Origin of the sequence: Pectinatus haikarae, from assembly GCF_050916305.1 — a bacterium.
GTDB lineage: Bacteria > Bacillota > Negativicutes > Selenomonadales > Selenomonadaceae > Pectinatus > Pectinatus haikarae.
The window spans coordinates 2,056,437-2,079,963 of sequence record NZ_CP116940.1; the positions used below are offsets into that span (position 1 = coordinate 2,056,437).

21 protein-coding genes are annotated in these 23,527 nt (G+C 40.8%); 20 read left to right on the plus strand and 1 reads right to left on the minus strand.

Going from position 1 to position 23,527, the window contains the following annotated elements:
* Positions 1-328 precede the first annotated feature (328 nt).
* From NXG61_RS10020 to NXG61_RS10070, 11 genes are all read left to right on the plus strand, one after another.
* On the plus strand, positions 329-1,039 hold the full coding sequence (locus NXG61_RS10020) for an MBL fold metallo-hydrolase (protein WP_307223548.1): 711 nt from the start codon (positions 329-331) through the stop codon (positions 1,037-1,039).
* A 25-nt stretch (positions 1,040-1,064) separates the two neighbouring features.
* Entirely contained in the window at positions 1,065-1,538 is a 474-nt protein-coding gene (locus tag NXG61_RS10025; protein WP_307223549.1) for a peptidylprolyl isomerase, read from the plus strand.
* A 3-nt stretch (positions 1,539-1,541) separates the two neighbouring features.
* Positions 1,542-1,802 carry a GIY-YIG nuclease family protein gene (locus tag NXG61_RS10030; RefSeq protein WP_196604693.1) on the plus strand — a complete coding sequence of 87 codons (261 nt, stop codon included), beginning with the start codon at positions 1,542-1,544 and terminating at the stop codon, positions 1,800-1,802.
* A gap of 218 nt (positions 1,803-2,020) precedes the next feature.
* Entirely contained in the window at positions 2,021-2,965 is a 945-nt protein-coding gene (locus tag NXG61_RS10035) for a nitronate monooxygenase (protein WP_196604694.1), read from the plus strand.
* Between the two features lie 143 nt (positions 2,966-3,108).
* A complete protein-coding gene (gene motA / locus NXG61_RS10040; RefSeq protein WP_196604695.1) occupies positions 3,109-3,894 on the plus strand; it encodes a flagellar motor stator protein MotA in 786 nt (261 codons plus the stop codon).
* Between the two features lies 1 nt (position 3,895).
* Complete coding sequence (locus tag NXG61_RS10045) at positions 3,896-4,669, plus strand: flagellar motor protein MotB (protein ID WP_196604696.1); 774 nt, start codon at positions 3,896-3,898, stop codon at positions 4,667-4,669.
* Positions 4,670-4,808: 139 nt separating this feature from the next.
* A complete protein-coding gene (locus tag NXG61_RS10050) occupies positions 4,809-6,362 on the plus strand; it encodes an NAD(P)H-hydrate dehydratase (protein WP_196604697.1) in 1,554 nt (517 codons plus the stop codon).
* 161 nt (positions 6,363-6,523) lie between these two features.
* Entirely contained in the window at positions 6,524-6,766 is a 243-nt protein-coding gene (locus tag NXG61_RS10055; RefSeq protein ID WP_196604698.1) for a CopG family transcriptional regulator, read from the plus strand.
* Complete coding sequence (locus tag NXG61_RS10060; RefSeq protein ID WP_432748915.1) at positions 6,744-7,121, plus strand: type II toxin-antitoxin system PemK/MazF family toxin; 378 nt, start codon at positions 6,744-6,746, stop codon at positions 7,119-7,121. Before NXG61_RS10055 ends, NXG61_RS10060 begins: the two co-directional genes overlap by 23 nt.
* 502 nt (positions 7,122-7,623) lie before the next feature.
* Positions 7,624-8,529: an N-acetylmuramoyl-L-alanine amidase family protein gene (locus NXG61_RS10065; RefSeq protein ID WP_231038589.1), complete on the plus strand. Its 906-nt coding sequence runs from the start codon at positions 7,624-7,626 to the stop codon at positions 8,527-8,529.
* Positions 8,530-8,541: 12 nt separating this feature from the next.
* Positions 8,542-9,126: a GerMN domain-containing protein gene (locus NXG61_RS10070; RefSeq protein WP_307223555.1), complete on the plus strand. Its 585-nt coding sequence runs from the start codon at positions 8,542-8,544 to the stop codon at positions 9,124-9,126.
* 18 nt (positions 9,127-9,144) lie between these two features.
* Here NXG61_RS10070 and NXG61_RS10075 read toward each other — a convergent pair whose 3' ends face one another.
* The gene (locus NXG61_RS10075) at positions 9,145-10,662 is read right to left on the minus strand and encodes a helix-turn-helix domain-containing protein (RefSeq protein ID WP_307223557.1); all 1,518 of its coding nucleotides are present in this window, start codon (positions 10,660-10,662) and stop codon (positions 9,145-9,147) included.
* Positions 10,663-11,336: 674 nt separating this feature from the next.
* Between NXG61_RS10075 and NXG61_RS10080 the strand changes: the two genes are divergently transcribed.
* The 9 genes from NXG61_RS10080 to NXG61_RS10120 all read left to right on the plus strand — a co-directional run bounded on the left by NXG61_RS10080 (position 11,337) and on the right by NXG61_RS10120 (position 23,475).
* The gene (locus tag NXG61_RS10080; RefSeq protein WP_307223559.1) at positions 11,337-13,103 is read left to right on the plus strand and encodes an L-lactate permease; all 1,767 of its coding nucleotides are present in this window, start codon (positions 11,337-11,339) and stop codon (positions 13,101-13,103) included.
* A gap of 19 nt (positions 13,104-13,122) precedes the next feature.
* Positions 13,123-13,917, plus strand: a complete 795-nt coding sequence (locus tag NXG61_RS10085; protein WP_196604702.1) for an electron transfer flavoprotein subunit beta/FixA family protein — start codon at positions 13,123-13,125, stop codon at positions 13,915-13,917.
* A gap of 11 nt (positions 13,918-13,928) precedes the next feature.
* A complete protein-coding gene (locus NXG61_RS10090) occupies positions 13,929-15,125 on the plus strand; it encodes an electron transfer flavoprotein subunit alpha (protein WP_307225418.1) in 1,197 nt (398 codons plus the stop codon).
* On the plus strand, positions 15,122-16,522 hold the full coding sequence (locus tag NXG61_RS10095; RefSeq protein ID WP_432748916.1) for an FAD-binding oxidoreductase: 1,401 nt from the start codon (positions 15,122-15,124) through the stop codon (positions 16,520-16,522). Before NXG61_RS10090 ends, NXG61_RS10095 begins: the two co-directional genes overlap by 4 nt.
* 59 nt (positions 16,523-16,581) lie before the next feature.
* Positions 16,582-17,181 carry a LutC/YkgG family protein gene (locus NXG61_RS10100; protein ID WP_196604704.1) on the plus strand — a complete coding sequence of 200 codons (600 nt, stop codon included), beginning with the start codon at positions 16,582-16,584 and terminating at the stop codon, positions 17,179-17,181.
* Positions 17,182-17,186: 5 nt separating this feature from the next.
* Complete coding sequence (ldhH, locus tag NXG61_RS10105; RefSeq protein ID WP_307223971.1) at positions 17,187-19,355, plus strand: L-lactate dehydrogenase (quinone) large subunit LdhH; 2,169 nt, start codon at positions 17,187-17,189, stop codon at positions 19,353-19,355.
* Between the two features lie 182 nt (positions 19,356-19,537).
* The gene (locus NXG61_RS10110) at positions 19,538-20,209 is read left to right on the plus strand and encodes a GntR family transcriptional regulator (protein ID WP_196604706.1); all 672 of its coding nucleotides are present in this window, start codon (positions 19,538-19,540) and stop codon (positions 20,207-20,209) included.
* Between the two features lie 13 nt (positions 20,210-20,222).
* Complete coding sequence (locus tag NXG61_RS10115; protein ID WP_307223969.1) at positions 20,223-22,586, plus strand: glycyl radical protein; 2,364 nt, start codon at positions 20,223-20,225, stop codon at positions 22,584-22,586.
* The gene (locus NXG61_RS10120) at positions 22,558-23,475 is read left to right on the plus strand and encodes a glycyl-radical enzyme activating protein (RefSeq protein ID WP_432748917.1); all 918 of its coding nucleotides are present in this window, start codon (positions 22,558-22,560) and stop codon (positions 23,473-23,475) included. Before NXG61_RS10115 ends, NXG61_RS10120 begins: the two co-directional genes overlap by 29 nt.
* Positions 23,476-23,527 lie beyond the last annotated feature (52 nt).

Here is a 23,527-nt window from a genome sequence, read left to right on the forward strand (position 1 = left end):
TTTTAAATATAAAATCCTTGTACATCAGACAATTTATGCAAGTGTATAAAATATTATTTTTACTGATGGTAGACACAAATAATATTGCGTACAAAAAAATATCAATTCAATACATATAATAGTATCATATTATTTATGTGTTGTGGAGGACCAATAAATAAAATCAATAGGAAAATGAAAAATTTATGGTAAAATATAGTTATAGTCATGTATTGAAAATATGATAAAATTATTTACAGAGTATTGATCAATGTGAAAATCTCAGCGAGGCGGGAATGTTTTGAGCCAAATAATGATTTGCTGAATCAAAAAGGAAAGAGGATAAAATGTGGAAAAGACAGTAAAAGTAACATATTTATATAACAGCGGCTTTGTAGTTGAATTGGGTACGAATGCATTAGTTTTTGATTATTATACTGATAAAGCGGATTGTTTGTCCGATATTTTACAAAAATACAAAAGCGTTTATTTTTTTGTTTCGCACAGTCATTTTGATCATTGGAACCCAGCTATAGGCAAATTTTCGCAAAATGTGCGAAAATATTTTTTGAGCTATGATATACATAATATGGAGACCTTGCCTGGGGAAAAAACGGTTGTTATGAATGAATATGATGAATATAAGAGTGATATGATAACTGTAAAATCATATAGCTCCACAGATGCAGGCATATCTTTTCTTGTCAGCATTGAAGGCTGGAATATATTTCATGCCGGTGATTTTAATTGGTGGCATTGGAAGGGAGATACCGAAAAAAATAATGCTTTTGCCAGAAATGGTTTTTTAAAGCAGATGAAGAAAATTGCAGGAATGGAGGCTGATATCGCTTTCTTTCCGTTAGATAGGCGTTTGGAGGAATATTGCGATTGGGGTGTAAAAGAATTTTGCAGGCAGACCAATGTAGATAATATAATTGCTATGCATAATGCAGGACGTCAGGCTTGGCCTCTGAAGACAAATGCAAGTGATGGCAGGCATACAAATGTATGGTCACCGGAGCTGTCTGGTGAGACAATAATTATAAAAAAAGACAGATAATAATATTGAAAAAGGAGAATTTTAAATGGAAAAAAATAAGATTTTATTGTTCAAGACAAATCAGGGTGATTTTGAAGTAGAGCTGTTTGAGGATAAAGCACCAATAACGACTAAAAATTTTCTTGATTTGGCAGATAAGGGATTTTATGATGGTGTTATTTTTCATCGAGTTATTGATGGTTTTATGATTCAGGGAGGAGATCCCGACGGAACAGGAATGGGAGGACCTGGGTACACTATTCCTGATGAATTTGATGTAAGCCTTAAACATGACGTTGAGGGAATTCTTTCCATGGCTAATGCGGGACCAAATACCGGCGGTTCACAATTTTTTATAACATTAGCTCCCACGCCGTGGCTTGATGGATATCATTCTGTTTTTGGCAGAGTTGTGAAAGGGATGGATACAGTTACTCAAATAGGTCATGCCGAAACAGATTTCCAGGACAGGCCGTGTGAAGAAATAGTAATTGAATCAGTTTTTCTGAAGGAAGATTAAAAAATGAATGCGTACACGTATATGCTTCATTGTAAAGATGGAAGCTTTTATACGGGCTGGACAAATGATTTGGCGAAGCGTCTGGCGGCACACAGTAATGGGAAGGGTGCAAAATATACGCGTATGCGCCTGCCAGTGAAGCTGGTATATTATGAGACGTATTCCAGTAAGTCAGCTGCAATGAGCAGAGAATATGAAATAAAACAGCTTACCCATAAAGAAAAAATCAGTTTGTGCGGTAACGTTGATGACAAATTTTTCTAAAAGTGATAACATATAGCTAATTATCCAGTAAATTAATAAGGAAGGTAATGAGTTAATAAAAGCACTAGTAGGAGAAAATATTTTTGTCTGCAGTAAAAGAATATGCGGAGACAGTGCTGCTTTGTTTTTTTATCCGGCGGGAAATGATATACTTTTGCTGTATGCTTTAAAGTTGATCATGATGTTCCTAAATACAAGGCAGGGGGATGAAGACTCTTATGCAGAAACTGATAACAGAGGTTTTGAATATTGAATATCCTATTATACAAGGCGGGATGGCTTGGATATCTGAATCAAAGCTTGCAGCGGCTGTTTCAAATGCCGGCGGTGCGGGAATTATTTCAAGCGGTGGTAGAACAACGGAGTTTGTACGCGAACAAATAAGGCTGGCAAAAAAATTAACTGAAAAACCTTTTGGTGTAAATATGATGTTAATGGCACCTAATAAAGAAGAGATTTTGGAGGTAATCTGTGAAGAAAAACCGGCTTTTGTCACCCTGGGAGCTGGAAATCCTGTTCCTTATTTTGAACGGCTGCATAAAGCTGGCATAAAGGCAGTGCCTGTAATACCAAATGTAAAGCTGGCTAAAAGAGTGGCAGCTGCGGGTGCGGATGCCTTGGTAGCTGAGGGGATGGAAGCAGGAGGACATATAGGAGTTCTTTCGACAATGGCTCTGATGGAACAGGTGATACCGGCTGTTAATATACCTGTTGTCATGGCAGGCGGTTTTGCGGATGGCAAAGGGTTGGCCGCCGCATTGCTGATGGGAGCCGCAGGCGTACAAATGGGAACGCGTTTTCTGGTGGCGGATGAATGCCAAGTGCATCAGAATGTTAAAGATATGCTCTTGTCTGCTAAAGATACAGATACCATCGTTACCGGTTATACATTGGGAGCTGCCGTCCGCGGTCTGAAAAATAAATTTTCACAGGATTTTGTCGAGAAAGAAAATAAGGGTGGCGCAACTAAAGAAGAACTTATAAAGATGGCTACAGGAACAAACAAGTTAGCCGCGGTGGAAGGCGATATCGAGTACGGAATGGTCCAAGCAGGGGAAAGTCTCACATTGCTGGAAAAGATAGAACCGGCAGCTGATATTATTAAATCAATTGTGATTGAGGCAAGAGCTGCACTGCGGCAGGCTGAACAGATACGTTTTTGATCTTTTTCGGTGGGCATTAGTTTTAGTAACAGGTATATAAAAAAATAATTTATATAGGATTTTCAGGATGCAGTATGGAATATATAGTAGGTCAGATCAATGCTTTTAATAGATGGATTTATTAATCCAGGGAGGAATTGAGCTTGGAAAAATCTACGCTTATAGGTTTAACTGCAGGTTTTTTATCTTTAGGGATAGGATATGTACTAAAGGGAGCGGATCCATCCATATTGGTCACTCCAGCAGCATATTTGATAATCTTGGGAGGGACTGTGTCGTGTTTGTTTACGGGTTTTACGCTCGAGCAGATGAAGACCTTTCCTAAACTTATCAAGAAAACTTTACAGTCCCCTGATAATAAACCTAAAGGTGAATTGCTTCACTTGTTTGTGGAATTATCCCAGATTGCACGCCGTGAAGGTATATTGGCATTGGAAAATCGTATCAATGAAATACAAGATCCTTTTTTCCGGTCAGGTTTGTCGATGGTTATTGATGGAATGGATCCTGAATTCGTCAGTGATGTATTGGAAGCGGAGCTGCAAGTTATGGAACATCGTCATGCTGAATGTATGTCGATATTTGTTCAGGCTGGTACATATGCACCGACACTTGGTGTTTTGGGGGCCGTTGTAGGTCTGATTGCGGCGCTGGGTAATTTAGGTGATATAGTTGCTTTGGGACATGCTATTTCTGCGGCATTTGTTGCTACCCTGCTTGGTATATTTACGGGTTATGTATTATGGCTGCCTATAGCTAATAAGCTGAAAATATTATCACAAATGGAAATAGCTCAGAAAAGAATGATAATTGAAGGCATTTTATCTTTGCAGGCTGGTGATTCACCGACAGCCATAGAAGCTAAGTTGATGATATTTATCCCTCAGACAGAAAGGGATTTATTGAAATCCGAAAAAGCGGGTGAATGAAATGGCACGAAAAAAGAGAGCGAAACCAAAGGAAGATCATCCGAGTGAAGCATGGCTTTTGCCTTATTCAGATCTTATGACATTACTGCTGGCCTTGTTCATAGTCCTTTATGCCATAAATGCAGCATCAAAGCAGACCACTTCAGAAGAAGTGACAGCTACCTTCAGGCATGGTTTTAATGCGGGAGGTATATCCTTTTTTGATAAGATGGGTACTCAAAGCGGATATACGGCTTATTTAACAGAAGATGAATCTAAAGATAAGTCTGTGAATAATTACGTGGCTGAAAATGATAAGCTGGAAAAAGAAAAACAGAAATTAGAAGCATATATAAAGGAAAAGAATCTGGAAAATGAAGTCAGTACACAGCTGACAGAACAGGGATTGATGATCCGTGTCAAGGAAAAAGCATTGTTCCCATCGGGCAGTGCCGACCTGACAAATGATTCTGATAAGATAACTACTATAGTTGCTTCTTTATTGGGAGCTGTAAAGGAAAATGTTGTGATATCCGGGCACACGGACAATGTGCCTATTTCGAACAGCAGGTATCCTTCAAATTGGGATTTGAGTTCACAGCGGGCGCTGAATTTTATGAAAAGTGTCCTGCAGAAAAATCCACAGCTGGACCCAATAAGATTTCAGGCCACAGGAAACAGCGAATACCGTCCTATTGTACCCAATGATACGCCTGAGCATCGCGCTCAAAACAGGCGTGTAGAAATTTTGATAGCACGCAGTTATAACTCATCGGGAATGCAGACAGTTAAGTAAAATTTATAATATAATTAATGCATATTAAATTTTTGTTGATAAAACAATCAGATTTAATATGCATTAATTATATCAAAAAGAATATAGTGCCGTTGTTCATTAAGACTGATAAATTTATTTAGTTTTTGGGGGAAGTCAATTGCGTATTGCAACAAAAGAAGAAATAAGACAGGTGGACAAGAAGGCTATTGAAGAGTACGGTATGGAAGAAATTGTCCTTATGGAAAATGCAGGGAGAAAGGTAGCTCAGGCTGTAGAAGATTTTTTTGACGATATAGGCAATAGATCTGTTTTTATAGCTGCAGGAACGGGCAACAATGGCGGTGATGCACTGGTAGCAGCCAGATATTTGCTTAATTATAGTGCCAGGGTCAAAGTTTTTCTTGTAGGTAATATTGATCATATGACAAAATCAGCCAGCTCTAATTATAATATATTGAAATATATGCATGCTGATCTTTATCATATAGGCACTGAATATGACTGGGATAAAGTAAGGCTGTCATTGGGGCTTGCTGATGCTGTGATAGATGGGATATGCGGAACGGGAATAGATCTGCCGCTTAGGTTTGATCAGCAGAAGATGGTTGCATGCATCAATAATGCACATAAGCCGGTCGTGGCAATTGATATACCGAGCGGTCTTGATGCTGATACAGGAAGTGTATATGAAGGGCAGGCTGTGAAGGCAGCATGTACTGTTACTATGGGTATTCCTAAGGTGGGCTTGCTGCTTTATCCAGGAGCCTATTATGTAGGGAAGCTTATTATTGATTCTATAGGAATTCCTTTGGCTTTACTAAATGATAAAGCTATACAGCAAAGAATGATAGATAGATGCTTAGTCAAAAAGTTTATCCCAGTTCGCTCTATGGAAGTGCACAAGGCAAATTGTGGCAGGGTTTTGGTGTTAGCGGGATCTATAGGCTATACGGGGGCTGCAGCTCTTTGCGCTCAAGCTGCTCTTCGGCTGGGGGCAGGTCTTGTAACGCTTGCGGCAGCCAAAAGCCTCTATCCTATTTTTGCTGAAAAATTAACAGAAGTTATTGTTATGCCCTTGCCCGAGGAAGAGAAAGGAATATTAGGGATGCAGGCAGCGGAAGTGCTTTTGCCCAGAGAAGAAAGTTACGATACTATTTTAATGGGACCGGGTCTGGGAAGATCTGAGAAAACTATGGAATTTGTCCGCAATTTCGCGGTAGCTGTGAAAAAGCCGCTTGTTCTTGATGCCGATGCAATTTTTGCTTTTGCCGGGCATGCGGAAGAATTAAAAAATTGTGCATTTATTCCGATATTGACACCACATTTGGGAGAAATGGCCAGCTTACTTCAGATAAAAGTAAAAGAATTGAAAAATGATTTATGGAAATATGCAAGAAATGCTGCCGCAAAATATAATTGTATATTCATATTGAAAAGTGAAAAAACAATTGTTGCCTGCCCTGATGGAAATATATTTTTAACGACTGTAGGTAATCCGGGTATGGCTACTGCCGGCTGCGGCGACGTTCTGGCAGGAGTGACAGCAGCTTTGCGAGCCGATAGGCTGGACGGGAAAAAAGCTGCTGTTTCAGCTGTTTTTCTGCATGGGACAGCAGGTGATATAGCAGCCGGGAAGGGAATGGCCGGGCTCACTGCCGGTGATATTTTAGACAGCATTCAGTCCGCCCGCAAGTATGTGGACGGCAAGTGATATGACGTTGTTGCTAAAAGGAAGAAAATGAATAGTGAATGCATAGATAGGTTACAAAGGTAAGGTATTTAACTAAGATAAAGCAAATTGACAACTGTTATTAAAAACCCTATACTATACATAATTATATCCTGTTTTATCGCAATATAGGAGGGGTTTTATTGTCCGCGTGTAGACGTATTGTTATTGACTTGCCTAACGATCTGGCTGGTGAATTGGAAAATTTGGCACAGGCGGAGCAGGCTAGTCATGAGGAATTATTGTGTAAAGCTGTTCAGTCATATATTGAGAATTGCAAACATAGAAACATTGTGGAACAGATGAAAAAAGGTTATAAAGAAATGGGGTCAATCAACATAACTATAGCGGAAGAAGGTTTATATGGAGGGATATCAAAAAGATGACCGCGGCATGATAAAACGCGGCGATATTTTTTATGCCAATCTCAGTCCGGTGATCGGGTCTGAGCAGGGAGGATCGCGCCCAGTCTTGATATTGCAGAACAATATAGGCAATAAATACAGTCCTACTATAATTGTTGCGGCAATAACTGCACAAATAAGTAAAGGAAAGCTGCCTACACATATAGAATTAAAGGCGGAAGAATGCAGACTGGACCGCGATTCTGTCGTACTGCTTGAACAACTGAGGACAATTGATAAAAAAAGACTTCGCAATAAGATTACCACGCTTGACAATGATATTATGAAAAGCGTGGACGAGGCTGTGAAAGTCAGTATGGGTTTGGTACAGCTCTAAAATAAAAAATAATTAATTGGGCGGCAGAATCAAGAAATAGTGGCAGATTTAGTATCATGCTTTAAAAAATGAGGACAATAACAGCTGATAGCGATATAAACAGATATTTTGTGATACATAGCAGAGCATTTGATTTTTCACGAAAATGATATCATTTGCATCTTGAATTATTGAGGAAGATTTTGCCGCTTTTTAGTGACATCAAAAGAGAAAATATGTTTTTACTGATAATGTAATTTTTGAGATAGGGATAATTATTGCTTGTATACGGTGTTTTTTCTGATCAGGCAGAAAAATAATCATCGGCTGTATGCAGACAATAGTAATATCAGAGTATCAATTATCTGATAGAAAGTGAGTATCAGCTTTGTTAAAAAGGACAGCTTTATTTTTTATTTTTCTAATGCTTCTCATTCAGACAGTTTGCTCGGCGGCTTCTTTTTCAACAGATGATTTTCGATATAGTGTTTTGAAGTCATCTGGAGCGGAGAATTATTTACATATGGAATTTAAACTGGGCAGTAAAGATTCTCAGTATATTTTACAGGTCAATCCTCAAAATAAGAAAGAATTATTGCTGACCTTTCCGGGCACAAAAATTAAGAACACCAGCCAAAGGCCGATTACACTTGATGGTTCGCTTGCTAAAAGTGTGAAATTTACGAATGAAAATGGAAGCGGCAGGGCGGTCGTATCTCTGCCGTATGACGCGGATACAGTCAACTATAAGGCTTATATAATCAATAATGCTGACTCGCGACGCAGAAACAGCTCAGTTTTGGCAGTGGATATCAGTAAAAAAGCAGCGGTACTGTCCCGGTCACTGCAGGCAGTGGCCGGACATGTGATAGTCATTGATCCTGGACATGGCGGCAGTGATTCCGGAGCTGTAGGACCAGATGGGATCATGGAAAAAAATGTGACACTGGCTGTGGCAAAGAAAGTATATAACATTCTCGTCAATAACGGGGCGACGGTGATTATGACGCGTACTGTAGATAAGGATGTATATGCACCCAATGCAAGTGCGGTTCAGGAACTGCAGGCACGAGTCAATGTAGGAGAGTATACGAAAAACACAGATATTTTCCTGAGTGTGCATGCCAATTCTTTTACAAGTCCCTCTGCCAACGGTACAGAAACATATTATTACCAAAGTTCATCACAGGGAGAAAAGTTAGCTTCGCTGATACAGGATGAAATGGTGAAAAGCAGCGGACTGAATGACAGAGGAATAGCAGCCGCAAATTTTTATGTTTTAAAACATACGTCGATGCCATCAGCATTAGTGGAACTTGCCTTTATATCTAACTACAGAGAAGAAGGACTGCTAAATGCCGATGATTTTCAGGAAATGATGGCAGAAGCTATCTGCAGAGCCATAAGCAGGTATTTCCAGGCCGATTAAGGGGGAAATAATTTGGAACGGATAAGGACAATATTAGCAGCATTTTTTATTATCTCTACGGTTTTTATAGCGGGGTGCAGTGATAATTCGGGAAATAAAGCTCAGTCGGAACAACAAAATGGACAGATAACAACAAATGATCAGGCAAAAAATGAAAAGGAATCTTCTGATAAAAAAAATATTAAACAAGTCAAGGCTACAGTATATTTTCCGGATGAAAACGGACAAAAACTTATTGCCTCGGACAGGACTTTGAATACAGAAGTCGACGATAAATATCTTGCGGCGGTTAAAGTTTTACTGCAAGGACCTAAAAAAGGAGAAGGAATTGCTGTCATTCCCAAGCAGGCAAAACTTCTGGCGGTCAGCGTTGATAAAAATGGAATCGCATCAGTCAATTTTGATAATGCGCTTGTTAAAAATTTTTCGGGCGGTTCTACGGGCGAAATAATGCTTGTGGGATCTGTTACGGATACGCTTACTAATTTTCCTGAGGTAAAAGCTGTACGGTTTTTAGTTGACGGTAAACCGCTTGCAACATTAAGCGGACATCTTGATCTTACAGAACCTGTTAAACGAATGAAAAACATATTATAGAAAAACACACCGGAAGGATCATTTTTCCGGTGTGTTTTTTTTCCATATGCGATATAAGAGGGCATTGTTGTTTTTATAGATTTTTTCTAAATCTTCGGCAGAAAATTTATGACAATTTGGTTTGTTTTGTAAATCATGGAAAAAGCTATTGAATTTATCTATTAAAAAGGGGTGCCTCAGTAAATATATAGTTTTGCTGCAATTTCGCAAAAAAGATTTATTTTTCTTTAAATAGGCTGTTTTTGTATTGCTGTAATATGATAATTTGAAGGAATCGTCTTCGTTTTGCGGCTGCGATTCACTCAGCAAATGGATATTTATGGCAGGATTATTCCTCATGGATTTTATTAATTGCTGAAGCTGTGCTTCTCTTTCCTGGGCAGAAGCAATATAGTCTATTTCGCCATAAGTAAGCTGTCCGTTTTCTATATAGCGTATTATATTGGCCTCGGGAAGGATAAAATCAATATGTGAACTGCCAAATTGTTCTTCCCAGGTTATCTGCATGTTTTGAATGGTTTGTTGCATATCAGAGGAATATTTATAGTCACGTGAAGAACTAAGGAGCTTTTTGAAAGCCTGAGCGGGCAGAAAAAATTCAAAGCCTTTTGCACAGAAAAGTAAAAGATCGCTGTTCAAATAAAAAAATGAACGGAATTTAACAAGTTCTATATCATCTTTTGGTTCAAGGATACAGCAGTTAAAATCAAATTTTTCATATGTGCGTTCCCAAACTTCTTTTACCGTCTTTTTATCTGTTATATAAGTGCAGATATCTATTAAATTATCTTTGTGCATTGAGTAGTGCATGGTAAAATAATTTTTTACCGTTATTATATTTGATTTTGCAAAATTCTGGTCATCGTATATATAGAAGTTGATATTGATATATTTGTTGAGCATATTATATAATCTGGGAAGAAAGGAATCCGGAGATTGTTTGAGTTCATTTATGCAGCAGCCAAGATAAATATTGACATTTTCTGAAGAAAAATGACAGCAGTTTAAAAAATCGAGAAGCGCATTACGGGAAAGCAAAGAAACGATATCGCCTGTTATAAGAATACTGATGTCCTCTTGAGTGGTGCTGAATAATGAAGCAATTTTTGTGTTGAAAAATTTTTTTATATTGGTCCTTCCAACGATCGTTAAATAAGATGCCGCTGAAACAGCAGACTGACCATTGTCCTCCGGGATCGGTTCAGCTTGATTGTGATAATATACATCGTTCAGTAGATTATTTATTTCTGTTGTCAGACGGTCCTTTGTATTTTCTGCGGTCATTTTGACAGAAAGCCTTATATCAAATTCGTTGAAAAAAGGATAAATACGATCCTGCTTTATCAGTTCATCTGCTATAAATGTGGCTATGCGGCGATTGATACGTGTTATATATTTAGGAGAAGGATGATTGATACCGTTACACCATTTGCTCAGATAGGAAACATCATAACCTATGAAATCGGCAAGAGCACTAAGCTTTATGCCGGAAAATTTTGTAAGATGTTTTAATGTCTGTGAAAAATTTTTTTTCATTGCAGGTTAATTCCTTTATATTTAATGAAAAACATTTTACTATAAATAAATACTAAGTATATTATACAATAATAATACTAAATATGAATAATAAAATTAATTTATTATATATAGAATGGAAATTATTGATTTTTTTTGAATAATATTATTCAAGATAAATCAAAGAAATTAGCGAAAAATCTGTAAATTGTACTATTATTATAGGCGTATTTTTTGAATAAAACAAGTTAATGGATATTCAAGAAAATAATCTATAGAAAAAATGATCATTAAAAGGCTTAAATAAAGTGATGTGCCGATTTGAATAATAATTCAAGTTAATTCGTAACACATTTTGCCTGCGTTGACTATGTACTGCATTTATTTGTATTATATATACATGGAATATGTTTATTGATTTTAAATATATATAATATTTCATAAATTTTAAATATTAATGAAACAACTTATGTCTTTCTTATATTACACACAGTCAGTATGATCGCAGTTTTGATAAGAGTGTAAAGTATCGCTGAACAGCAAAAGGAGAGAAGGTTGATGTTATGCAATGAAAACACAAGGTACCAGATGCAGATCGATTGCAGAAAATTGGAAATGGAATGTTGAGGTACTGCATGAAAAACAGAGAAAGAGCGTAAGTTTTTTTAGATTATTTTACGCAAGGAGAGAAGAAAATGTATATACAGAATTTTGATCCGCTAAATAATATGTTTCTATCAGCAGCATTGGCATTTTTACCTATTGTTTATTTCTTTGTAGTATTAATAGTGTTCAAAGTAAAAGGACACTGGGCGGCTATATCTACTACTGTTCTGGCTGTTGCACTGGCCGGCTGGGTTTATGATATGCCGATTGTTCTGTCGATTATGTCAGCTGTACATGGAGCATTATACGGACTTTTTCCTATAGGATGGATAGTTATAGGTGCTGTTTTTCTTTATAACATCAGTGTAAAAACAGGTCAGTTTGAAATCATAAAAAAATCAATAGTGTCTATAACCGATGACAGACGGCTCCAATTGCTGCTCATAGCCTTTTCCTTCGGAGCTTTTCTCGAAGGTGCAGCGGGATTTGGCACACCTGTGGCAATTACATCAGCCATGCTTATAGGCATGGGCTTCAAGGCAAAAAAGGCAGCGTGCCTCAGCTTATTGGCGAATACAGCCCCGGTAGCCTTTGGCGGCTTGGGAATTCCGGTATTGGTTGCAGCGCAGGTAACCGGTTTTTCGGGGGATTACATTGCTAAACTTTTGGCAATGATATGTCCGATAATAGGTTTTATCGTTCCGTTTTATCTCATAATTGTAATGACGGGCCTTAAAGGATTGAAAGAAGTTTGGCCGGCAGTTCTTGTTACTTCAATATCTTTTTCTATCCCGATGGCGCTTACCTCTTTTTTTCTGGGACCTATTCTTCCTGACATAATAGCATCACTGGCATCTATGATAGCCTTGGTATTGTTTTTAAAAGTATGGCAGCCAAAACATGTTTACCGTTTCGAAAATGAAGCAGATATATCGGACGAAAGCACAGCTGTACTCAGCAAAAAAATGATTATAAAGGCATGGAGTCCCTTTATTGTACTCATAATGTTTATAGCTGACTGGGGAATGAAAAGTGTCAGCAGTGTATTGGACACAGTGAATATATTAATACCGCTGCCTTTTTTGGACAAAGCTATAATGAACAGCACGACTAACAGTCTTTTGGCGGCGGTCTTTAATCTGAACTGGCTTTCCACAGCAGGAACAGGCATCATTCTGGCCGCATTTATGTCTTGTCTCATACTAAAGGTTTCTTTGAAAAAATCGATAGGGATTTTTGCTTCGACGATAAATGAATTGAAAATTGCTCTGCTTACCATAAGCGGTGTATTAGCTTATGCTTATGTGGCAAACAACAGCGGTATGACCACAACGATGGGACTGCTGGTTTCAAAAACGGGCGATATGTTTCCATTGTTTGCACCGATAGTAGGCTGGCTGGGAGTATTTGTGACGGGCTCGGATACTTCGGCAAACGCTCTCTTCGGTAAATTGCAGACAACAGCATTTTCTGCTGTAGGTATAATGCCTGTGATGGGAATAGGCGCCAATCTGGCAGGCGGGGCCGTCGGGAAAATGATATCGCCGCAATCCATAGCCATCGCAGCCGGGACGACCGGATTAACAGGCAGAGAAGGAGAAATATATAAATTCAGCATGAAACATTCGATGATCTTACTGGCTATAATATGCTGCATAATTTATTTTTATGAAGGTGTTTTTGTTTCCGTTCTTGCGGCAGAGGCCGGAACAGGTGCTGTGCAGGCAGCCGGCAGCAGTTCCGCCGGAGGCAGCGGTGTAATAATATTGCTGATTTCTTTCTGTGTTATTTTATTGGCCAGAACAATGCTGGCATCGTCTTCTGATAAAGGACTGCAGCATTATAAAGCGCATTAAATTTATGGAGAGAAGAAAAATGAAAATACTAGTATGCATAAAGCAAGTACCGGGAACGAACAAGGTGGAAGTGGATGAAAAAACAGGAGTGCTGAAAAGGAACGGGACGGACAGCAAGATGAATCCGTATGATCTGTACGCGCTGGAGACGGGGCTGAGACTCAAGGAGAAGTACGGCGGTACAGTAAGCGTTATCACAATGGGTCCGCCGCAGGCGAAGGCTGTTTTGTACGAGGCTTTTGCGATGGGTGCGGATAACGGGGCGCTCATAACGGACAGGAAGTTTGGCGGAGCGGATGTGCTGGCAACGAGCCGGACGCTGTCCCAGGGTATAAGGAGGTTCGGCAGTTTTGATGTTATTTTGTGCGGGCTGCAGACGACAGACGGAGATACGGCACAGGTAGGACCGGAAGTGGCAGAGCTGCTGGATATACCGAGTGTCTGCAATGTCCAGAGGATCGAAAAGGCCGAACAAGGCAGTATCATAGTGGATATGGATATGCCGCATGATATAGAAACGATAAAGGCAGCTTTTCCCTGTCTGCTGACAGTAAAGAAGGATATCTGTCAGCCGCGGCTTCCTTCTTATCTTCGCAAGCAGCAGACAATGAAAAAGGATATAGATATATATACTTTCAGTGATATGGAAGATAAGGATGAAGAAAAGTACGGTCTGACGGGTTCGCCGACGAGTGTGCAGCGGATCTTTCCTCCGATAAGCGATAAGGTGCAGGAGCATTTGGAGGGAACAAGCAGGGAACTGGCGCAGAAGATATACGCCACCTTAAAGCAGAAAAAATTCATAGCGGGATAGAGGGAAAAACCATGGCAAAACTATTGATTCATCAGGAAAAGATAACGGATGCCAAAGCACTGGCAATGATCTGTCCGTTCGGCGCTATGCAGGAAAAAGACGGCCGGCTGAGCATAAATGCAGGCTGCCGCATGTGCAGGCTGTGTGAAAAGAAGGGCCCCAAAGGGGCAATAGAATATGTAGAAGATAAAAAGGCACCGCAGATCGATAAAACAAAATGGCGGGGCATAGCCGTCTACGTGGACCATGTGGACGGATCGATCCATCCCGTAACATATGAATTGCTGGGAAAAGCAAAAGAACTGGCAGGAAAAATAAAACAGCCTGTTTACGCGCTTTTCATAGGAAGCGGTATAAAGCATAAGGCCGAAGAGCTTCTGCACTACGGAGCGGATAAAGTATATATCTGTGATAAACCACAGCTGGAATACTTTAAAATCGAAGCATATACCAGTGTCTTTGAAGAATTCATCACCAAAATAAAACCCGCAGCCATTCTCGTGGGTGCCACACCGGTGGGAAGACAGCTGGCTCCGCGCGTAGCGGCACGTTTCGGCACAGGTCTTACAGCGGACTGCACCATCCTTGACATAAAAGAAAACACCGATCTTGTTCAGATACGTCCGGCCTTCGGCGGCAATATTATGGCCGAGATACTCACCCCGAACACAAGACCGCAGATGGCTACCGTGCGCTATAAGATAATGGACGCTCCCAAATGGAGCGACACGGCAACGGGAACGGTACATGAGCTTGCCATAAGCGACGAAAAACTGAAAAGCCGCATTCAGGTGCTCGGCGTCACCAAAAAACCAAAAGAAAAAACAATAGACGGAGCAGATGTCATTGTCGTTGCCGGACGCGGCATCAAAAAAAAGGACGACCTGAAAATGCTCGAAGAACTGGCCGACCTGCTGGGAGGACAGACAGCCTCCACAAGACCGCTGGTAGAGGCGGGCTGGATGGACCCCAAAAAGCAAATAGGACTCAGCGGACGCACAGTAAGACCAAAACTTATCATTACCTGCGGAGTATCCGGTTCAGTCCAGTTTGTGGCGGGCATGAACCATGCCGACACCATCTTTGCCATAAACAATGACCCTAAAGCTGCCATCTTCAAGACGGCAAACTATGCGGTAAAGGCAGATATTTACGACGTGATCCCCGAGCTGATCCAAAAAATAAAGACAGGGGGAAAAGCACTATGACACCTTATAAACAAATAACCGAAGAAGACCTCCGGAACCTGAGCGAAATAACGGGCAGAGAAAGAATCCTCTGGCAAAAAGAAATCAATGAAGAATACAGCCATGACGAACTGAGTGCGGGACGCCATTATCCGGAACTGGTCATAAAAGCCGCGGCTGCGGAAGAAATATCCAAGATCCTCGCCTACGCAAATAAAAACAACATCCCCGTGACCCCGAGAGGTGCCGGCACAGGACTTGTAGGCGCCGCGGTGGCTGTCGAGCAGGGTATCCTGCTCGACACCACCCTCATGAACCACTTCATAGAACTTGATGAGCAAAACCTCACCCTCACCGTAGAACCGGGAGTACTGCTCATGGAACTTGCCGAATACGTAGAAAAAAGAGGCTATTTCTACCCGCCGGACCCGGGAGAAAAATCAGCAACTATAGGCGGCAACATCAGCACCAATGCCGGAGGAATGCGAGCCGTCAAATTCGGCGTCACCCGCGACTATATCCGCGGCCTTGAAATAGTCCTTGCCGACGGAACAATAATGACACTGGGCGGCAAAACAGTAAAAAACAGCTCCGGCTATGCCTTAAAAGACCTTATAGTAGGCTCGGAAGGAACACTGGCGATCATCACCAAAGCGATCCTGCGGCTTTTGCCCCTGCCCAAAAAAAACGTCAGCCTGCTCGTCCCCTTCCCTACACTTGAACAAGCAATAAGCGCCGTCCCCCCCATCATAAAATCCAAAGCCATCCCCACCGCAATAGAATTCATGGAAAAAGAAGTAATAAAAGACGCCGAAGAATACCTCGGCAGAAAATTCCCGGACAACCAGGCGGACGCCTACCTGCTGCTCAAATTCGACGGAGGCACGATGGAAGAAATAGCCTCCTACTATGACTCTGTGGCACACATCTGCCTTGAACAGGGAGCGACCGACCTGCTCATAGCCGACACCGACGAAAGAGCCGAAGCCATCTGGAAAGCAAGAGGAGCATTCCTTGAAGCAATAAAAAGCTCCACCACGGCCATGGACGAAGTAGACGTAGTAGTACCGCGCAGCAGCGTCAACGACCTCGTCGAATACATCCACCAGCTGCAAAAACAAACAGGCACAAGAATAAAATGCTTCGGGCACGCAGGAGATGGCAACCTGCACGCCTACATCCTCAAAGATGACATGACAGAAGAACAATGGGAAAAAACCCTGGAAATGACAATGGGAAAAATGTACCAGAAAGCCCACAGCCTTAAAGGAAGCGTTTCAGGAGAACACGGCATAGGCTACGCAAAAAAAGAATACCTGAAAAAATCCATGCCGGAAGAAGCCATACAGATCATGAAAGGGATCAAAAAAGCTTTTGATCCGCTCAATATTTTGAATCCCTGCAAGGTTTGTCAGTAAAAAGTATCGGCATAATATGATATATATAGCAACGGAAAATTATTGAGGAGTGAATCAAAGTGAGAAAGGTAAGCCACGAATGGCAGAAATATTTGCAAAAAGGATTTATAGATAAAAAGTATTGGAATGATTTCAAAGAAAACGCACAGGCTGCCTCGGTGGAGTTAAAGGAAGTAAAAAATTATGAAGATGCGATGCCGATCATTGAAGATATAATAGCTGGAGCAGAAGCTTCCAGATTGGCTGCTGTCGGCGGTGGAGAATCTGAGGAGCTGAGCCGTATATATAAAAATCTGGGACAAAAATATCAGGTCTATACAGACAAGTTTGAAATAGCAAGAAATGCACCTTCTGTTGATATAGGTATTTCTACCGCGGAGTTTGGTGTGGGAGAAACAGGAAGCATTTGTGTTGATAATTATTCCTATGAAGCCAGAGTGGCTACTATGCTGCCTCCTATAAATATAGTATTTATGAATAAGAACAATGTAGTGGATACTATGACGGATGCCTTTGAGATATTGGAACAGGTTTTTGATAAAGGGTACACCGGTTTTGTTACAGGACCAAGCCGTACTTCGGACATAGAAAGAGTGCTGACTTTAGGTGTGCATGGTCCAAGCAGATTGATACTATTTGCAGTGGATGGGATGGAGTGATAAAAATGGAAAAACGTAATATAAAAATAGAAATAGAAGATAAACTGCATGATGAAATCCTGCGCAGCAACCTGGAAAGATTTTCGGAACAGTATCCCGCCGCCAGAGCAAAGGCTTATGCCAATGTTGAAAGTATAGAAGCTTTGCGGGATGACCTCAAGGAAATGAAAAGCTACTCTGTATCCCATATAGAAAAATTAGCTGATCAGTTTCAGGAATCCCTGGAAAAAAGAGGTGCCAAAGTTTTCAGAGCTAAAGACGGAGAAGAGCTTAAGCGGCAGCTGCTCGAAATATGCAGGGAAAATGATGTGCATAATATTGTAAAATCAAAGTCGATGGCAACGGAAGAAATAAGACTGAATGATTACTTGGAAGAGCAGGGCCTGCATGTAAAGGAAACGGATTTGGGCGAATGGATGCTTTCTGTTGCGGGCCAGCACCCATCACATATGGTAATGCCGGCGATTCATTTGAACAGAAATCAATGTGCCAAGTTTTTTTCTGATGAGCTTAAGGAAGATATTCCGAGCGATATCCCCTTTATGGTGCAGACAGCCAGACGAGTGATGCGCAAGGAATTTCTGAAGGCAGATATGGGGATATCCGGAGCAAACTTCGGCATAGCTGAGAACGGTGCCATAGGTCTCGTTACGAATGAAGGCAATGCTCGTATAGTAACGACTATGCCGCCGATACATGTTATTATAATTGGCTATGAAAAGCTTATACCGAAGATAAGTGATGCTTCGAAGATAATGCGCCTTTTGCCGCGGAATGGTACGGGGCAGCGAATGGTAAGCTATCTGACGCTGGTTGATGGTCCTACACCGATAATTCATGAAAAAAACGGTAAGATGGTAGAAGAAAATAAAAAGGTGTATGCTATTCTGCTTGATAACGGAAGACTGAAAGCAGCGCATGATCCGGTAATGAAAGAAGTATATCAATGTGTGCGGTGTGCTTCATGTCTGAATGTCTGTCCCATATGGTCGACTGTTGGCGGTAACGTGTATGGACATATTTATTCGGGAGGCATAGGCGCTATTTTAACGGGGCTGCTGAACAGTATGGATGATTTTGCTCAGTTCAGTGATTTATGTATAGGGTGCCGCCGATGCACTACGGTGTGCCCGGGAAAAATAAATATTCCAGACCTTATTCAGGAATTACGCAATAGGCGGGTAGCGGAAAAAGGATTGTCACTGCCGGAAAAATTAATATTCCAAAAAATTATGACGAACAGAAAAATTTTTCATACACTGCTCAGAACGGCTTCAATAGGACAAAAGCCGGTGAAATCAGGAAAATTTATTCGTAATCTGCCATTGTTTTTTGCCAAAATGACAGAAGGACGCAGCTTGCCGGCGATAGCAGATAAACCATTCAGAGACAGGGCAAACGATCTCTTCAAAAATAATCCTTCCTCCGCAAAAATGAAGGTGGCCTTTTTCAGCGGCTGCAATTTAGATTTTGTTTTTCCCCAGACAGGTGAATCTGTGGTAAAAGTTTTGCAAGATATCGGTGCAGAGGTAATATATCCGCAGGATCAGAATTGCTGCGGTAAGCCGATCATAGGAGCAGGGGATCTTGAAACGGCACGCAAACTAGCAATGCAGAATATAGAAGCGCTGGAAAAAGCAAATGCCGACTATATAGTGGCAGCCTGTCCAACCTGCGCAGAAACTTTGAAACAGACATATAAAGAATTGTTTGCCCATGACAGGATATGGCTGGAGCGTGCTGAAAATCTGAGTAAAAAAATAAGAGAATTCACTTCGCTGGTAGAAATGTCATACGCAAAAAATAAACGCTTGAAAACCACCCATGGTGCGGAAAAAATAACTTATCATGATTCATGCCACATGAGGCGCAGCCTGGATATATATAAAGAACCGCGCAGACTGCTTGAAGGTGCTCCCGGCTACGATTACGTGGAAATGGACGGTGCCGATCAATGCTGCGGCATGGCAGGCTCCTTTGGTATGAAGTATGCGGACTTATCCGTTCAGTTGCTGAACAGAAAGATCCATAATATCAAAGAAAGTGGTGCTCAGACTATTGCTGTAGCTTGTCCTGCATGCATGATGCAGATCGGCGGAGGTCTTGATAAAAACGCACCGGAAATAAAAATAAAACATATAGCTGATATTTTAGCAGAAAATATTTCTGATTAAATTGCCCACTCAACATTTTTAATATAGAGCCGCATGATAAGATTATGGTATTACAATCACAAATACTGTAATTTATCCTGCGGCTCCTTTTATATATTATTACATAGAATCACATCGATAATATACAGTATACATTCGATTATTATATTATATTTTTCATCAAAAGGTGGTATAGTTTCAATATGGAAAAGTTGAATATGACCAATTTAGAAAGAATGACTATTCCGGAAAAGATAAGCAATGATCTGCGCAGACAAATACTTGTCGGAAAATTAAAAGGCGGTGATCAGCTAAAGCAGGATGCTTTGGCGCAGGCATTCAATGTCAGTGTCAGTGCATTCAGAGAAGGTCTGAAAATTTTGGAGGGAGAAGGTCTGGTTCGCTTTATGCCAAATCGCGGAGCTATGGTGACTGAATTGTCATCGGAAGCTGCTCTGGAAATTTATCAGATACGTATATTTTTGGAAATGGGCGCGTTAGAACTCGCCATTCCCCAAATGGATAAATATGTCATAAACAAGGCAGCGGAGTATCTCGAAGCTGAAAAAGACTGTACAGATCCAGCCTATTACAATGAAATAAATTCATTGTTTCATGAATGTCTTTATGAATCCGCCCAAAATGACAGATTGCTTGATATGATAAGAGTTCTTCATAATAATGTGGCAAGGTATTTGATCTTGTATTTAGGCGAAATGAATTACAGAGAATTTTCGCATGGAGAGCATGAAGCCTTGCTGAAAGCCTGTGAAGAAAAAAATACGGCAAAAGCAAAAAGAATTTTAAAAAAACACATGATGAGCGCTTGGAAACAGTTTGACAGATACATAAAAAGACATCAGACCACTCAATAAAAGGGGAATATTTATGTTAAGCCGGCGTATGGAATCTTTTAAAAGAAAATATATTGAAACAACACCTTCTATCAGCAGCAAGAGAGCGGAAATTTTTACGCGGTCTCATAAAAACACAGAAGGAGAACAGCTTATATTAAGAAGGGCAAAGGCCTTCCGTGCAGTATGTGAGGAAATAGATACACCCATATTTGAAGATGAATTGATCATAGGCAGCATCGGTGAATTTCGCCGCAGCGGCATCATCTGTCCTGAATATTCGTGGAGCTGGGTGGAAAAAGAAATGGATCATTTTTCTGATCGCCCTCAGGATCAGTATGAAATAAATCATGATACTAAAACAATATTGAGTGAAAAAGTATTTCCTTATTGGAAGGGAAAGTCACTTGAAGAAACATTTTTGGCCAGGCTTGACAAAAAAACGGCAAAATTGCTGGTTGATACTGGAATCGTTGACAATGATTCCAAGTGGAGAAGCGCTGTAGGCGAAATAACAGCCGATTATCAGGATCTTATATTTAAAAAAGGTTTTGGCGGTCTGAAAAAAGAGGCGCAGCAGAAGCTTGATGCATTGAGCAGCGTAACGGCTGAAGATATAAATAAAAAAGCATTTTATCAGTCTGAAATAATAGTTTGTGAAGGAATAATAACTTTATCCAAACGATATGCGCAGGAAGCTGCCAGATTGGCAGAAAAGGCTGATCCCGCCAGACAGGCTGAACTTATGGAAATTGCAGCTATATGTAAAAATATACCTGAAATGCCGCCAAAGAATTTCAAGGAGGCAATTCAGTGTGTTTGGTTTACGCAATTGGGATCAATTTTATCAGAAAATTCTCTGGCGCTGAATTTAGGGCGATTTGATCAGTATATGTATCCTTACTATAAGGAGGATATAGCCAAGGGTGCCATTACCCGGCAGGAAGCGTTGGAAAGGATAGAAGCTCTCTGGATTAAGCTGTCCGAATGGGTATGGGCAATATCAAGTAATACGGCACAATTTTTTGCAGGTTATAATTCTTTCCAAAATCTTACTGTAGGAGGAAGAAAACGCGACGGCAGCGACGCGACAAATGATATATCTTATCTCTGTCTTGAAGCAACAAGCAATATCAAAACACATCAACCGGGGCTCAGTGTACGTATTCATCCAAATTGTCCGCCGGAATTTCTGCGTGAAGTGTGCAAACTGGTAAGACTGGGAACGGGTTTTCCTGCTATCCACAACGATCGGGCCGGTTCACAGATGCTTGTGGCCGCGGGCCTTTCACCGGAAGATGCGAGAGACTGGAATAATTGCGGCTGCGTTGTACCTCATTTTCGCAAGATAGGCGAGTGGACGTCGGCAGTGAATATAAACTTGGCAGCTGCTATGGAATATGCGGTAAATGACGGATACAGCAATATGACACACAGTATCATGGGAATGAAAACTTCGATAAACGATATAAACACTTATGAAGAGTTTAAAAACCTGTTTTTTAAACAAATTGCGAACCTGATAAAAGCAGCGGTGACAGGTTCACTGATCTGTCAGGAGGTGCATAGGGAAATTGTGCCGCGTCCCTACATGTCTCTTCTGGTGGACGGATGTATGGAAAAAGGCCGTGATTTGAGTCAGGGCGGTGCCAAATATTGTCTGGGGCCTGTACTTACAGGTATAGGCCTGGCCGATACGGCTAATTCTCTGGCGGCAATAAAACAACTTGTTTTTGAAAAAAAATTATTTACCTTGCAGGATTTTGACGAAGCTTTGCGTGCTGATTGGCAGGGTTTCGAAAAACTGCATGCGGCTGTGTTTTCTGCGCCTAAATACGGCAATGATGATAATTATGTGGACACCATTGCCACGGAAATATCTGATTTTTATCATACGGAAATTCATAAATACAAGGATATCTTCGATGCGCCATTTAATTCGGCTTTTATGGGCATATCCAATTATATACCGGCAGGCTCCGTCATAGGGGCAACACCGGATGGGCGCAAGGCGGGCGCACCGTTGACAGAAGGCGTGTCTCCACATGCCGGAACAGATATAACGAGTCCCACAGCAGCTATGCGGTCAGCTGCAAAAATAAATCATGATATTCATCAGGGAGGGACGCTTGTGAATGTAAAACTTTCTCCTGATTTGATAAAAACAGACAGAGGGCTCAATAATCTGGCTGCACTGATTAAAGGTTATTTTGCCTTGGGAGCATTCCATATACAGTTCAATGTAATATCTCCTGACATTCTTTATAAAGCACAGGAAAATCCTAAGGACTACCGTGATCTTTTAGTGAGAGTTGCCGGATACAGTACACAGTTTGTTAATTTATCAAGAAAAGCTCAGAACGCAATAATTGAAAGAACTACTTATGAAACAATGTGATTATATATTCCAAATGCAGCGGCTGTCTGTCAATGACGGAGAGGGCATACGCACCACTATTTTTCTCAAGGGATGCAGACTGCGCTGTCGTTGGTGTGCCAATCCCGAATCATGGAGAGATGTTCCGCAGGTAATGTTTTTCGCACATAAATGTATCAGCTGCGGAAAATGTATTACGGTATGCCCGTCTTTGGCTAATAATACGGACAGTGCGGGACGGATATTTTTTCATAATGAAAAATGTAAGACCTGCGGACATTGTCTGCAGGTCTGTCCGGTCAATGCCCGCCAGATGATGGGAACGTATTTTTCTGCCGATGAAGTAATGGATCAATTAAAAAAGGATATGATCTTTTTTGATGAATCAGGCGGCGGTGTTACGTTTTCAGGTGGCGAACCGTTCCTTCATACGGCATATTTACGTGCATTGATTAAAAGATGCGGGCAGTTGGGAATTTCTACCGCCGCGGAAAGCTGCGGATATTTTGATGCAGAAGCCTGTAAAGATATTATTGCGGCAATGGATATGATTTTTTTCGACATAAAGATGATGAATAGTATTCGGCACAAAAAATATACCGGCATAGGAAATGAAGAAATTCTTCATAATATAGCGGCTGCCGCACAAATTAATGACAATATAGTAATAAGAGTTCCCTTGATAAAAAACATAAATACAGATAAGCAGAATTTCGCAGCAATGATTGATTTTCTGCGGGAGAATTCTCTGAATAAAGTTGAACTGCTTCCCTATCATATATTAGGCTACGAAAAAATGCGGGCACTTGGCATGTCTCCAGAAAAATATTCCACACCGGTTGGAGCTGAAATAGAAGAGTTGGAATATTTACTGAAAAGCAATGATATAGAAGTCGTGAGTTATAAATAATCAAATATTTGTTTTTATGAAAAACAGCCAGAGAATATATTCCCTGGCTGTA